The organism is Ligilactobacillus salitolerans, assembly GCF_003864415.1.
GTDB lineage: Bacteria > Bacillota > Bacilli > Lactobacillales > Lactobacillaceae > Ligilactobacillus > Ligilactobacillus salitolerans.
Window position 1 is genome coordinate 1 of record NZ_BFFP01000023.1, and the last position, 13,951, is coordinate 13,951.

Consider the following 13,951-nt stretch of genomic DNA (forward strand, 5'->3'; position numbering starts at 1 on the left):
CATGTCCCAGTGGTATCAGTCAATTCAAGCAAAAGCTTAAGTTGTTGAACCGCCGTATACGGTTCCGTACGTACGGTGGTGTGGGAGGTCGATAGTGTGAACTATCTCCTACCCGATTTTTTCCAAAGCAACTAGGATGCGACAGGTGTACGAAGTGCACATATCCGTTGTATAATTAAATTAGGGAAAAGAAAGGGGGGGGCCTCTGTGGATATTAGGTACCAGGCTGCTGGAAATGTAGTCTACGAAATGTACATGATTCAAAACATTGAAAAATATTTAACTCGTATGGTCCAAGATAAACTACAAGACCATACGTTACGACTGCGGCTTTTTTCATATCGGCAGCTTAAACAGACTGGAAACTTAGACTTATTAAACGAGATCGAACCATTGCTCAATATGCGCGGTACTAAGATCGAAGTGAACTACTTGTACCTGCTGCTGTATTCGGCGGAAGAGGGTTCAGAGAGGGTCGCTCGTTTTCTTGATTGTGCTCCTTTCTCAGAACACGGTCTATCATTGATGTTGCAGAATCCAGGGATCGTTTTTGAAAATAGTGACGAAGCTTTTAAAGTCGCACGTGACTGTATCCAGGCAACAGCAAGACTGAGCATGCATTTCTTTAATAGTGATTTAGCTTTGAATCAGATTTCTACCGGCCTTTACCGGTCATTTTATACTGAGGAAAATAACACTGTAACGGTAATTTTATTAACACAAGAAGACGTGGCGACAGATACAAAGCTGATTCGTAAAATTGCTGCTGTTTATCAAGTCAAAGTGATCGGTGGAGTCCAAAAAGATCTTCATGGCAAGCAATATTCAGTTTTGCGGATCACAAAGAAATTAGCTTGACTTAAATATAGAGAATAGGAAGTTATTATGAAAGTAATCCAATCAACCGGAAACACGACTGTTAAAAACTGGAAAAAACTTCAAACCAGAAAAGGGCGCAACCAGCAGGGCAAGTATCTGCTTGAAGGCTGGCACTTAGTCCGTGAGGCATTAACTGCTGGCGAAAAGATCAGCGAGATCATGGTCACAAGTACTGCTTTTGCTCAGATAGATCTGCAAGCAGATCTGCCTCAAGAAGCGGCATTATTTGAAATTTCGGAAGAGGTCGCCCAGAAGTTAAGCGCGACTCCAAGTCCGCAGGGGATTTTTGCGACTGTAATTATTGATGAAAATGCTAGTTTGCGTCCAGATCAGGCAACTGGGGCTTGGTTGTTTTTGGATACCGTCCAAGATCCAGGTAACGTAGGAACGATGGTCAGAACGGCGGATGCAGCTGGTTTTGCCGGGGTTGTTTTAAGTCATGGGTCAGTTGATTTCTACCAGCCTAAATTAGTACGTTCAATGCAGGGTAGTCAATTTCATATTCAAATTTCACAAGGTGATCTAAGCGAGTGGACCGCAGCTTTTCAAGCCAATAGCTACCCGGTGTTTGGCAGCGAGTTAAATGAAAAAGCACGCAGTTATGATAAGGTTGGCCGCCATGAAAACTTTGCCTTAGTCATGGGAAATGAGGGGAATGGACTAAGCTCGAAAATGCTGCAGCAAACATCGCTGAACCTCTATATTCCGCTAAAAGGCAAAGCTGAATCATTGAATGTGGCTGTTGCTGCAGGGATCATGATGTTCGCATTAAAGGCTTAATGCCGGTTATCTTAAGAAATGTTAAACATTGTTTGTTTTAGAAACAATTGATTGCATCTTTCAGGCTGGCGGTCTATGATGATGCGGTGAAGAAAAAATAATGACTAAATTTAAAGCGAGGTAAGCCGACCAATATGACTAAAGGCACATGGGAGCAAGATCTTGAATATTTAAGCTATGTAGGCGAGTTACTCCAAGAGCCGGCAGTACAAAAACTGGCTCAGTATGAACAACATCATGCTACTACCCGTTTGGACCACTGTATTAGTGTTTCATACACTAGTTACCTGATTGCTAAGAAAATGCATTTGAATGCAAAGGCAACCGCACGTGCAGGCTTGCTGCATGATTTATTTTATTATGACTGGCGTACAACTAAATTTGACCGAGGGACCCATGCTTGGATCCATCCAAGGATCGCAGTCAGGAATGCGGAAAAAATTACGACGCTGACCCCTTTGGAAAAAGACATTATTATTAAGCATATGTGGGGTGCTACCGTCCAACCGCCTAAATATCTGGAAGGCTGGATCGTCACTACCGTTGATAAATATTCAGCCAGCACAGAATATACTGGGCATTTACTGGATAAGATCACAACTATTTTTAAACAGCGATTAAACTTTGCAAAAGTAAGTAAATAAGTGTAAAATAAAAATAGAGATGAATATAAGGCTCGTATACATTTGGTACCGGGCTTTTTATATACTCTTAAGTGAAATATTTTTCTGGAGGTGAAGAGTAATGGCAGTTGAAGTTGAACAGAAAAACGAATATGCATTGTGTCCTCGTTTCGAAAAGACATTTGGGATCCTAGGCAAGAAGTGGAATGGCCTGATCATTGATGTCTTATTGACTGACGGACCACAGCGTTTCAAAGATATTGCTAATAAGGTCGATAAGTGCAGTGATCGCGTCTTAGTTGAAAGACTTAAAGAGCTTGAAAACGAAGAACTGATCACTAAAACACCGTTGGCTGACAGTTGCCGCGATGTCTACCAGTTGACTGAGCAGGGCGAAGACCTGATCGGGATCATGAAACAGGTTCACACGTGGGCAGAAAAATGGTACACTCTCGCCGATTGTACAAACTAACTTGACTAACAATTTTAATGAAGGTAAACTAAGAGTAATATTTAAGCGAAGACGGAAAAAAGTAAGCTATTAGCCCACACAGAGAGAAACGGAAAATTGAGAACGTTTTGTGCGGTAAAGAGCTGAAGTTCACTTCCTGAGTTAATGTTGGGAGCCATTAGGTGAAAAACGTTACGGTCGATCCTGATCGTTATCAAGATCCAAGTGTCAGCAATACAATTGTTGAAACAAGGGTGGTACCGCGAAGCCTCGTCCCTTTTTAGGGACGGGGCTTTTTTCTTTTTTCGCAAAAATAGGTGCAAGTCACAGCCAAAAGTGACCCGTGCAAGTAATTTGAAACAAATAAAATAGCATAATTAGGAAGGGAAAACTATGAATCTAAAAGACAGGCTTGAACAGCTTCAAAAAGAAAGTCTAGCACAGATCAAAGATGCTGTTGATGCAAAAAAAGTTAATGAGATCCGTGTCCATGTGCTTGGTAAAAAAGGTCCGTTGACGGAGGTTTTACGCGGAATGCGTGACCTCCCAGCGGAGGAACGTCCTAAGGTGGGGAGTTTTGCCAATAAGGTTCGTGATGAGATCGGAACTGCATTGGAAGAACGACGCAGCGAATTGGAAGCAGAGCGCACTGCTGCTAAACTTGCCAAAGAAAAAATCGATGTGACCTTACCCGGAGTTCAAGTTAAACAAGGGCAGCCGCATGTTTTAGAGCAAGTGATCGATCAGATCGAAGAATTGTTTTTAGGACTGGGTTTTCAGGTTATTGCTGGTCCAGAAGTTGAAGAAGAACATTATAATTTTGAAATGTTAAATCTCCCTAAGGATCATCCTGCCCGAGATATGCAAGATACTTTTTATATTACAGACTCGATCTTGATGCGGACTCAGACTTCGCCAGTACAAGCACGAACCATGGAAAAACACGATTTCTCTCAGGGACCGTTGAAAATGATCTCACCCGGAAAAGTTTATCGGCGTGATACAGATGACGCAACTCACTCCCATCAATTTCATCAGATCGAAGGCTTAGTTGTTGATAAACACATCACAATGGCTGATTTAAAGGGAACATTGCAACTAGTCGCTAAAACGTTATTTGGCGAAGAACGTGAAATTCGAATGCGTCCTAGCTACTTCCCGTTTACAGAACCTTCAGCAGAAGTTGACGTTTCGTGTTTTAAGTGCGGTGGTAAAGGCTGTGCAGTCTGCAAGTATACCGGCTGGATCGAAACACTTGGTGCTGGTATGGTCCATCCTAACGTTTTAAATATGGCCGGGATCGATTCAGAAGTATATGGCGGTTTTGCCTTTGGTTTAGGACCCGATCGCTTTGCAATGCTGAAATATGGGGTCAACGATATTCGCGACTTCTATTTGAACGACGTTCGCTTCCTTGAACAGTTTTCTCAGAAAGGTTAGGTTACTTGCATGAAAGTTTCAAAAAAATGGCTAAATGAATACGTTCCGGTAGCTGACATTGACGCTGCTGCCTTAGCGAATAAAATTGAATTAAGTACCGTAGAAATTGATGAATTATCTCGTCTGGAAGACGGGCAAAAGAAGATCGTTGTTGGTCATATCAACAGTTTGATTCCTCATCCTGATTCTGATCATTTAAAGATCTGTCAAGTTGATGTCGGTGCAGAAGAAGACTATCAGATCGTGTGTGGGGCACCAAACGTTGCTGAGGGTCAAAATGTGATCGTGGCGTTGCCTAATTCATGGATCGCAGGTCATAATAAGATCAAAAAATCAAAAATGCGCGGCCAGGTTTCAATGGGGATGATCTGTTCATTACAAGAGATCGGTTTTGCAGAGAATGTCGTTCCTAAGAATTACGCCGATGGGATCTATGTTTTACCAGCGGATGCAGTACCGGGCGACTCAATTTTCCCATACTTGGGAATGGACGAAGACATTATCGGGGTCGATATTACTCCTAATCGTGCTGATTTGCTCAGCATGCGCGGTGTGGCGTATGAAATTGCTGCTTTATACGACCGTCAAGTTAATTTACCTAAACCGCAGCTTAAAACAGTTGACAGCGATGAGATCACTGAGTATGTCGAAGCCAAAGCACCGCAAGAATTGGCTCCCAGCTATTTAATGCGGATCATTAAAGACGTGACGATTGCCGATAGTCCTTTATGGTTACAAAAACGTCTCTGGAATGCGGGTGTTCGTCCGATCAATAATGTAGTGGACGTTACGAACTACATTTTACTGGATTATGGTCAACCGCTGCACTCATTTGATTACGATAAGTTAAATTCCAAACAGATCGTTGTCCGTTTAGCACAACCGGGGGAGAAGATCACAACCTTGGATGGCGAAGAAAGGGAATTATCTGCAGATGATATTGTTGTTACTAATGGATCTGAACCTGTAGCATTGGCAGGAACAATGGGTGGAGAGAAGACTGAAATTGATTCTAATTCCCACACAGTCGCCTTAGAATCAGCCATATTTGAAGGCCGGCGGATCCGAAAAACTGCACGCAGAGAAAAATTGCATTCAGAAGCTTCCGTTCGCTTTGAACGCGGCATTAATGTGACGACTGTAAGAGAAGCCTTAGACGCTGCAGCCGAATTGATTGCACAGTTAGGTCATGGTCAGGTTGTCGGTGGGGTTGCTGGTGCAGAACATGCTGATTGCTCTGCCAAAAAAGTTGAAGTAACACTGCAACGGATCAACCATATTTTAGGGACAACATTAACTGCGGCTGAGGTTAAGGCACTTTTTGACCGCTTAGGTTTTCCAACTGAAGAAAGTCAAGGAGAGTTTATTGTTGAGGTTCCTAAGAGGCGCTGGGATATTTCAATCGATGCTGATTTGGTTGAAGAAGTTGCACGTCTTTATGGTTATGACAAGCTGCCAATGACACTTCCGGCTGGGCAGGCGACCCCGGGCAAATATACCCCAGAGCAAAAATTACTGAAGAATACACGCCGTTTATTAGAAAGTGCCGGTTTGGACCAGGCAATTTCTTATGGCCTGACTACCGAGCAAAAGGCAAAACGTTTTGTATTGGAAGACGCACAGACAACTCAACTGGATTTTCCTATGAGTAGTGACCACACAACTTTGCGGATGAATCTGATCAGTGGTCTACTGGACGACTTGGCTTATAACAAGGCGCGCAAAGTAGCCGATGCAGCATTATATGAACAGGGCCGCGTCTTTTTCCGAGAGACAGACAGCCCACGTCCGCGTGAAGTTGAGCATGTTGCCGGTGCCTTAACAGGATTATTCCACAGTGCAGCTTGGAATGCAGAAAAGCAGCTAGTCGACTTTTACTTGACCAAAGGTGTTGTGACCTTCTTGCTCTCATCTTTGGGGATCAAAACTGGTCTGAGATTCGAGGCGACTACAGGTCACCCAGAAATGCATCCTGGCAGAACAGCAGACATTTACTTGAACGATCAACTTTTAGGTTTCATGGGTGAGATCCATCCAACACTCGCTAAAGAATATAAACTCAACCGGACCTATGTCTTTGAGCTAGACCTTGAGCAGGTGATCAAAGCACCGAAAGCAGAGCTTGTCTACCATGAGATCTCCCGTTATCCAGAGATCACTCGTGATATTGCCTTGGCAGTATCAGACAAGACCACCAATCAGCAGATTTTAAATTCTATTTGGAAAAATAGCGGCCAGCACTTGGCAGAGGTTCATTTATTTGACTATTATCAAGGAGAAAAAATCGCTAAAGGTTATAAATCGCTAGCATACAGTTTGGTTTACCGTGATAACGAAGCCACTTTAAAAGATGAAGAAGTGACTGCTGAATTCCAAAAGGTCGTTACTAAGCTGCAAGAAGAGCTAGACGTTACTGTTCGTTAGATCAACAGCAAGATCCAATATATATAAATAAATTCAGGTTATAGCCTGAATCAGAAAAGCTGCAGTTCAACTCAATACTTGAACTGCTGTTTTATTTTATGATGAGTTTTGAGCATTTTTGGAATCAGACTAGAGCCCAAGAGGGAGTCTATACATTTTAACAGTGCTCTGGTATACTTGTTGGGAGAGTTTTTCTAGGAGGGTAAACGTTGGACGCAAAAGGTAAAAAAAATAAACTAGCGACGCGAGTGATCGGTTCAGTCGTCGCAATCATCATTGTACTGCTAGTGATCGTTGCAGTGGTGGGCTACAGTTACTTTAAATCAGGGTTAAAGCCGTTAGCACCGAATTCTAACAAACGGATCGAGATCAAGATCCCCGTTGGCAGTACCAGCAAACAGATCGGTTCGATTTTGGAAGAAAAAAACGTGGTCAAGAGCGGTTTTGTTTTTGATTACTACGTAAAATCTAAGAAAATTGCGAACTTTAAGGCTGGCTATTATGCATTAGAGCCATCGATGACGCTCAATCAAATTGCTCAACACTTGCAGAAAGGAGGGGCAAGCGAACCACTGAATTCCGGTCGAGTTTTGATCAGAGAAGGTGTAACAGCCGAGACTATCGGACAAGCAATCGAAAAAAATACGCGCTTTAAGAAGGCTGACTTTTTAAAATTGCTGAATGATGATAAATTTATCAATGAATTGCGTGCCAAGTACCCAGATCTGCTGACCTCTGCAGTTTCTGCCAAAAAAGTCCGTTACCGCTTGGAAGGTTATCTCTATCCTGCAACATATTCAGTAACTAAGAAAACTACCTTGAAACAGTTGATTGAAGAAATGGTGGCTAAAAGTAACCAGGAACTTAAGCCGTACTATGCAGAGATCAAAAAACAAAAGAAGAACGTGCAGTGGGTCTTAACATTAGCGTCCCTGGTTGAACGCGAAGGAGAAAATGCGGCTGACCGTGCCAAGATCGCAGGGGTCTTTGAGAACCGCTTGGACCAAAAAATGAGATTACAATCTGATATCTCCGTGCTCTATGCTTTAAACAAACATAAAGAAGTTGTGACCTATAAAGATTTGGAAGTTGATTCTCCCTATAACTTGTACAAAAATCAAGGTGTAGGTCCTGGACCATTTAATAATCCAAGCGTTGCCTCCGTCAAAGCAGTATTGGAACCGCAGGATAAAAACAAAGAATATATTTATTTTTATGCTGATACCAAAACTGGTAAAGTTTATTTTTCAGAGACTTACGCACAACACCAGCAAACTATCGCTAAGATAGAAGCCAAAAACAAGAAAAACTAATTAGAATGGGAGATCTGCGATCAATGACTGAAGGAAGTCACAAGAAAAAACCGATAATTATTGGCGTTACAGGAGGATCAGGCAGTGGAAAAACCTCTGTTTCCCATGCTATTTTTGATCAACTGCACGGGCACTCGATCCTAATGCTGGAACAAGATTCATATTACCGTGATCAAAGTGATATGTCGATGGAACAACGAGCGGCAGTTAACTATGACCATCCAGATGCATTTGATACAGAGCTTTTGATCTCTCAATTATCGGAACTCTCAAATTGGCAGCCGATCGATAAACCAGTTTATGATTACACTGTTTTTACACGAAGCGATCGAACTGAACATGTAAAACCTAAAGAAGTTATTATATTGGAAGGGATCTTCGTCTTGAGCGACCCGCGTTTACGAGATCTCTTGGATATTAAGGTTTTTGTTGACACTGATGATGATATTCGGATCATTCGCCGGATACAGCGCGACATGACAGAACGCGGCCGTTCTTTGCAGTCTGTGATCGATCAGTATTTGCAGACGGTCAAGCCGATGTACCACCAGTTTATTGAACCAACTAAACGTTACGCCGATGTGATCGTTCCAGAAGGCGGCGAAAACAAGGTTGCGATCGATCTGCTCGTGACCAAGATCCGCGATATTATCCGAGCAGTAGAAAATTAAATAGATTTTTATTAATTGTTAACAAAACACAAGCTGTAGTTCTCTAATCTATATGTTTGTGTTTTTGCTTTACAGAATTTGGGGTGCATTCTAATTAAAGAAAACTTGCAAATTCGCCTAAATTGCATTAGCATATAAACTTGTTATCTATTAAAGCTTAATTTGAAAGCGTTCTGGCACACATGATATAATACTTTCATGTGTCCGATCAAATAGATGGATAGCATTATTAAATTGAATTGAAGGGATTTTTAAATGGCTGAAGAAAAAACATTTCCTATGACTTTGGAAGGAAAAACAAAGCTAGAAGCAGAATTAGAGGAATTAAAAACTAAAAAAAGAGCAGAAGTTATCGATCGTATTAAGATCGCACGTTCATTCGGGGATTTATCAGAAAATTCCGAATATGAAGCAGCTAAGGATGAACAATCCTTTGTTGAAGGCCGGATCAAGGAAATTGATCACATGCTGAACTATGCTGAGATCATCGACAATGAAGCAATTGACAAAAATGAAGTTGCTGTTGGAAAATTTGTAACTTTCCAAGAAGATGACGATGAACCTGAAACTTACCAGATCGTTGGGGCTGCTGAAGCAGATCCATTTGAAGGAAAAATTTCCAACGAATCTCCAATTGCTAAGGGATTGATCGGACATAAGCTTGGCGATCAAGTCGAGATCAGTACTCCAGCAGGTGCAATGACAGTTAAAATCACTGACGTGCATTAGTTTGTATTAAGCAAACTTGCTAGGCGGAAAATAGTGTAATTTGTTATTTGGCATTGGGAGAGGATGCAGCGATGACTGGAACAAATCAAGTTGAAAGTTTATTGTTGAACAGAAGAACGATCAGGGCTTTTAAAGACCAGCCCTTGTCGGATGCACAACTGCATTTGTTGCTGGAAGTTGCGCGTCAGACAGCAACTTCATCTTTTCTGCAGCAATCGTCTATCATTCATATTACCGATCAAGAAAAAAGGGCTGTTATTCGACAGATCTGCCGCCAAGATTATGTTGGCGGCAACGGTGACTTATTCATTTTTGTCGCTGATTTGTACAGAAATCAGCAACTTAGACAGCAAATGGGCAATGATGATGGACGTTTGCACAACACGGATGTCTTTTTTCAAGCGTATGATGATACTGTTTTAGCCGCCCAAAATGTTGCTAACGCGGCGGAAAGCATCGGATTAGGCTCTGTCTTTTTAGGCAGTATCGCTAATGATTCAGCAAAAATGGTTCAGACTCTGAAGTTGCCGCAATTGACTTTTCCAATTTTAGGCTTACAGATTGGCATCCCCGATCAGCAACCAGAATTGAAACCACGGCTGCCTTTGAAGCTACGCTCTTTTGAAAATGAGTATCAAGCGGATTATCAACTGCAGCAATTTGCTGATTATGATGCGATCGTGCAGACTTATTATGACTTGCGCGATACCAATCGACGTATCGACAGTTTTACTGATCAAGTAAATTCCAATAAATTAAACCATAAACAAACCAAACGTGATGAATTGCTAGTAACGCTGCATCAGCAAGGTCTTTGTTTATACTAAAAAAACCGTCTGCGAAAATGCTTTGCAGGCGATTTTTTAGTATCATAAGGCAAAAATCACAGTGCCGGAGAGAGCAACTAGGATCATGTTGCCTAGGAAGAGCCAGAGTGAAACTGACGGGAGCCCAACTCGGTGTTTGAGGTTGCGGAAGCACAAGCACATAAAAAGCAAGGCAGCCAGAAAAAACATGAGGAAAATAGTTTTTAAAGGCGCAAAAATTTCAATTAGCAATAAGGCAGCAATCAGCAGCCAATTGCGGAAGTTTTTGTACCATTCTAATCTGCCGAAATAGGCGCGTTTATAAGAAAAATAACTCTGATTACTGAGATTTGAAAATTTGGTAGTCGTCAGCAGCAGCCACAAGACAAACAAAAAAATCCCAATATATTTCCAATTCATTTAGTCACCAGCTTTTTTGAGGTTGTTAGTTTGCCTGGAAAAGTTTGGTCAGTTTGTCCATAAATTCCGCGAGAAATCTTGTCTGATCAACGTTGACCGCTACTTCAGTATGTGTCGCAGGATCATTGATCTTGGCTTCGTTGCCAATAGTTCTTCCTGCAAATGGAGCTTGAGTGTCAACCTTCATATTCAAGAAAATTGTTGAGACCAGGTCGGGCTCTAACGCTACGGCAACAGCCAAAGGATCATGAAGAGCACAACCGCCTAAATGCGGGCTGGTAACATTATAGGCATCAATATAGTAGTCAACTATGTCAGCGTACTTGGAACCTGCCGTTGTGCCTAGTTCACGCCATTGCTGCGTTTCTGCAGTCGTTAAAAGTGCCCTCGTCGTGACATCTAGACCAACCATCGTTAACGGTAAAGAACTGCGGAAAACTTTATCCGCGGCAACCGGATCTTGATTGATATTGGCTTCTGTAACGGGGGTCACATTTCCCGGCACAGTCAAAGCGCCGCCCATTAAAGTCACATGGCCAATCAGGTTAGCAATTTCTGGATCCTGATCCAAAGCAGCTGCTAAATTAGTCAAAGGTCCGGTTGGAACTAGGAGGAGATCATGCTGATATTTATGTGCTGCCTCAATTAAAAAGTCAACTGCTGATTGATCTTCAGTCTTGCGTTGTGCAGGTTCAAGTTCAACTTCACCCACACCATTGACACCATGGATCTGTGCACTGACCGGCATGACTTCAAAATGGTCAGTGGTAGAGGAGTGTTGTGCTCCTAAAAAAACAGGCACCTCCGGGTGTCCCAACAATTCTAAAAGGTCCAAACTATTTTGTGCTCCAACTGGGGTCAAAACATTGCCATATGAACCCATGACCCCAATCAAGTCAACTTCGGGAGCGGCAAGTGCGTATGCAATTGCCAAAGCGTCATCAATGCCGGTGTCAAGATCAAGGATCATTTTATATTTTGCCATTTAATCCACTCCTATCTTAATCTTTAAGTACCTATAAATAAATTTTAGCAAAAAAAAGGCAACTTGTAATTCTTTTTATTACAATGGGCGGGTCCCACTCAACTAAAAAGTAAGCCTAAATTGTCATTTGGGTGGAAGGTAGGTTAAAATTAAAGTTAAAGTAATTTGTGAACGAAAATAAGATAGGGTGAAAGTAATTGTGAAATGGAATAAATTATCTGTCAGATGTACTGTTGAAACACAGGAAGCAGTTAGTAATATCTTAATAGAAAATGGTGCCGAAGGTTTGCAGATCGAAGATGAGCCCACCCAAGAGATGGTGAGCTTGGACACATACTTTGCTGAAGATTTTGATTTGATCCCGCTCGTAGCCAGAATTAAAGAGCAAATTGCCAACTTAGCTGAATTTGGCTTAGATCCTGGGGACTTTCAAGTAGGAACTGAGCAATTGGATGACAGCAGCTGGGCTGATGAATGGAAGAAATATTATCACACGACTAGGATCAGTCGATATTTAGCTATTGCTCCTAGTTGGGAAGATGAAGGCTCATTCGATGCTCAAACGACACTGATCAAACTCGATCCAGGCAAGTCATTTGGTACTGGGACTCATCCTACAACGATCCTCGCTTTGCATGGCTTGGAATCGGTCTTAAGCGGGAAGCATGAAAGTATGATCGATGTTGGGACTGGATCAGGGGTTTTAAGTATCGCTGCCCGGCTGTTAGGTGCTGGTCATATCGAAGCATACGATGTTGAGGATGAGTCGCTGAAGGCTGCTAGCGAGAACTTCGCCTTAAATTACTGTTTTGCTGATATCAATTTGAAGAAAAATGATTTGTTAAATGATGTTAATGGCCAGTATGACCTGATCACAGCCAATATTTTGGCTGAGATCATTGTTCCATTGATCCCGCAAGCTTTTGAACACTTGAAAACTGACGGCAAGCTCATTTTATCAGGCATAATTGCCGATAAGCTGCCTCTTATTCAAGAAACATTGCACCAACATGGTTTTGAAGTCCTGGAAACAATGAACATCAAGGACTGGTATGGTATCGTAGCTGTTAAGCTGCAGAATAGTTAAAGGCGGGAAAACAATGCAACGCTATTTTATTAATAATGACCTTCACACAGAAGAATTTGAACTGCCAGAAGAACTCTACCATCACGTCATGACCGTTATGCGGGCAAAAGTGCATACTAAATTTGAGGTGGTTGGACCTGATCAGCAGGTTAAAGTTGTTGAGTTGACGCAAGTTACCCCGAATGCAGCTAGAGCAAGAGTCATCAAGGACTTAAAGCAAAACGTTGAATTGCCGCTCAACGTAACTATTTTATGCGGTATTTCAAAGGCGGATAAAGCAGAAAAAATTGTGCAAAAGGGTACTGAAATGGGAGCAAGCAAGTTTATCTTCTTTAATAGCGAACGCTCTGTTGCGCGGTGGGATGAAAAAAAAGCCCCGAAAAAATTGAGCCGCTTACAAAAAATCGCACGAGGTGCTGCTGAACAAGCACACCGGCAAATTATACCTGAACTCAATTTTTGCCCTAGCCTTAGTCAAGCTCTTGCTCAAACAAGTAATGCTTCCTACCGACTGGCAGCCTATGAAGAATCCGCCAAAGCCGGAGAAAAAAGCAAACTAGCCCAACTTTTGCAGGAAGCTAAAAAACACATGACAGCGGATAAGAAACAAGAAATAGCTGGGTTCTTTGGTCCGGAAGGCGGTTTTTCGCCTGAAGAAAGTGACCTCTTTGGACAACAAGAAGTTTTACAAGTTGGATTGGGTCCACGCATCATGCGGGCAGAAACTGCTCCTTTATACTTATTGGCTGCAATTTCATTTAGTCTAGAGTTAGAGTAACAGCACCAACAATTTAGCTAGCGCGAAAATACCATTGTGAATTAACCAAAAATCATTAAGTTTTCACTATATTTATCTGTCTGGATCGATTCAAAAAAGGCTAAAAATAGTGGGCTGCCGGTTTTTGACGGCCTGAAGATGAGTGCGTGCAAAATTATTAAAATTAGAGTAGAATACTAGTTAAGAAAATTTGAAAAGCGGGGTCTTTTATGAAAGTTAAGGGACTTTTTTCTCTGACTACGCTCTGGTGCATAGCATTTGGTGCATTATTTGCGTTTATCTTTCCGATTATCGGAACTACAATGGAATTAAATGATGTAATGAAAGTGGGTCTGATTTTATTAGGAGCAGACGTCATTTACGTTATTATATTGGGACTGTATGCAGGTGCCAAGAAGTTATCCTGGCTGCAGCTCTTAATTTTCCCACTCTTATTTTTTATTGGTTATCGGTACTTTTTTGACAGCTATGCGGTATATTTTACGGCTGTTTATCTGTGCTTAACCTATCTTTCATATGGAATTACTAAAGATTAAGAGCAGCTGCACGTTTGTTTATCCGCATA

Annotated in this window: 15 protein-coding genes and 1 other annotated feature; of the genes, 13 read left to right on the forward strand and 2 right to left on the reverse strand. The window is 41.8% G+C overall.

Annotated elements, in window-relative coordinates:
• Positions 1 to 207: 207 nt before the first annotated feature.
• From LFYK43_RS07245 to LFYK43_RS07290, 10 genes are all read left to right on the forward strand, one after another.
• Positions 208 to 858 carry a hypothetical protein gene (locus LFYK43_RS07245; RefSeq protein ID WP_124976899.1) on the forward strand — a complete coding sequence of 217 codons (651 nt, stop codon included), beginning with the start codon at positions 208 to 210 and terminating at the stop codon, positions 856 to 858.
• 27 nt (positions 859 to 885) lie between these two features.
• A complete protein-coding gene (locus tag LFYK43_RS07250) occupies positions 886 to 1,659 on the forward strand; it encodes a TrmH family RNA methyltransferase (protein ID WP_124976901.1) in 774 nt (257 codons plus the stop codon).
• A gap of 134 nt (positions 1,660 to 1,793) precedes the next feature.
• Positions 1,794 to 2,303, forward strand: coding sequence for an HD domain-containing protein (locus LFYK43_RS07255; RefSeq protein ID WP_124976903.1), 510 nt, complete (start codon positions 1,794 to 1,796; stop codon positions 2,301 to 2,303).
• Between the two features lie 100 nt (positions 2,304 to 2,403).
• Positions 2,404 to 2,754, forward strand: coding sequence for a winged helix-turn-helix transcriptional regulator (locus LFYK43_RS07260; protein WP_124976905.1), 351 nt, complete (start codon positions 2,404 to 2,406; stop codon positions 2,752 to 2,754).
• A 39-nt stretch (positions 2,755 to 2,793) separates the two neighbouring features.
• Positions 2,794 to 3,014: a binding site (T-box leader), on the forward strand.
• A gap of 112 nt (positions 3,015 to 3,126) precedes the next feature.
• A complete protein-coding gene (pheS, locus tag LFYK43_RS07265; RefSeq protein WP_124976907.1) occupies positions 3,127 to 4,173 on the forward strand; it encodes a phenylalanine--tRNA ligase subunit alpha in 1,047 nt (348 codons plus the stop codon).
• 9 nt (positions 4,174 to 4,182) lie between these two features.
• Positions 4,183 to 6,597 (forward strand): phenylalanine--tRNA ligase subunit beta, encoded by a 2,415-nt coding sequence (gene pheT, locus LFYK43_RS07270; RefSeq protein ID WP_124976909.1) that lies wholly within the window; start codon positions 4,183 to 4,185, stop codon positions 6,595 to 6,597.
• Positions 6,598 to 6,806: 209 nt separating this feature from the next.
• Complete coding sequence (gene mltG / locus LFYK43_RS07275; protein WP_124976911.1) at positions 6,807 to 7,910, forward strand: endolytic transglycosylase MltG; 1,104 nt, start codon at positions 6,807 to 6,809, stop codon at positions 7,908 to 7,910.
• 23 nt (positions 7,911 to 7,933) lie between these two features.
• Complete coding sequence (udk, locus tag LFYK43_RS07280; protein WP_124976912.1) at positions 7,934 to 8,581, forward strand: uridine kinase; 648 nt, start codon at positions 7,934 to 7,936, stop codon at positions 8,579 to 8,581.
• 255 nt (positions 8,582 to 8,836) lie between these two features.
• Positions 8,837 to 9,310 carry a transcription elongation factor GreA gene (gene greA, locus LFYK43_RS07285; protein WP_124976914.1) on the forward strand — a complete coding sequence of 158 codons (474 nt, stop codon included), beginning with the start codon at positions 8,837 to 8,839 and terminating at the stop codon, positions 9,308 to 9,310.
• A gap of 71 nt (positions 9,311 to 9,381) precedes the next feature.
• Positions 9,382 to 10,137, forward strand: a complete 756-nt coding sequence (locus LFYK43_RS07290) for an NADPH-dependent oxidoreductase (protein ID WP_124976916.1) — start codon at positions 9,382 to 9,384, stop codon at positions 10,135 to 10,137.
• A gap of 42 nt (positions 10,138 to 10,179) precedes the next feature.
• On the opposite strand, the gene LFYK43_RS07295 is transcribed toward LFYK43_RS07290, so the two are convergent.
• Both LFYK43_RS07295 and LFYK43_RS07300 read right to left on the reverse strand, forming a co-directional pair.
• The gene (locus LFYK43_RS07295; protein WP_124976917.1) at positions 10,180 to 10,536 is read right to left on the reverse strand and encodes a hypothetical protein; all 357 of its coding nucleotides are present in this window, start codon (positions 10,534 to 10,536) and stop codon (positions 10,180 to 10,182) included.
• A gap of 25 nt (positions 10,537 to 10,561) precedes the next feature.
• A complete protein-coding gene (locus LFYK43_RS07300; protein WP_124976919.1) occupies positions 10,562 to 11,521 on the reverse strand; it encodes a nucleoside hydrolase in 960 nt (319 codons plus the stop codon).
• A 199-nt stretch (positions 11,522 to 11,720) separates the two neighbouring features.
• Between LFYK43_RS07300 and prmA the strand changes: the two genes are divergently transcribed.
• The 3 genes from prmA (at position 11,721) to LFYK43_RS07315 (ending at position 13,922) form a co-directional block, all read left to right on the forward strand.
• On the forward strand, positions 11,721 to 12,608 hold the full coding sequence (gene prmA / locus LFYK43_RS07305) for a 50S ribosomal protein L11 methyltransferase (protein WP_124976921.1): 888 nt from the start codon (positions 11,721 to 11,723) through the stop codon (positions 12,606 to 12,608).
• A 13-nt stretch (positions 12,609 to 12,621) separates the two neighbouring features.
• On the forward strand, positions 12,622 to 13,386 hold the full coding sequence (locus tag LFYK43_RS07310) for a 16S rRNA (uracil(1498)-N(3))-methyltransferase (RefSeq protein WP_124976923.1): 765 nt from the start codon (positions 12,622 to 12,624) through the stop codon (positions 13,384 to 13,386).
• A gap of 209 nt (positions 13,387 to 13,595) precedes the next feature.
• Positions 13,596 to 13,922 (forward strand): hypothetical protein, encoded by a 327-nt coding sequence (locus LFYK43_RS07315; RefSeq protein WP_124976925.1) that lies wholly within the window; start codon positions 13,596 to 13,598, stop codon positions 13,920 to 13,922.
• The last annotated feature ends 29 nt before the right edge of the window (positions 13,923 to 13,951 follow it).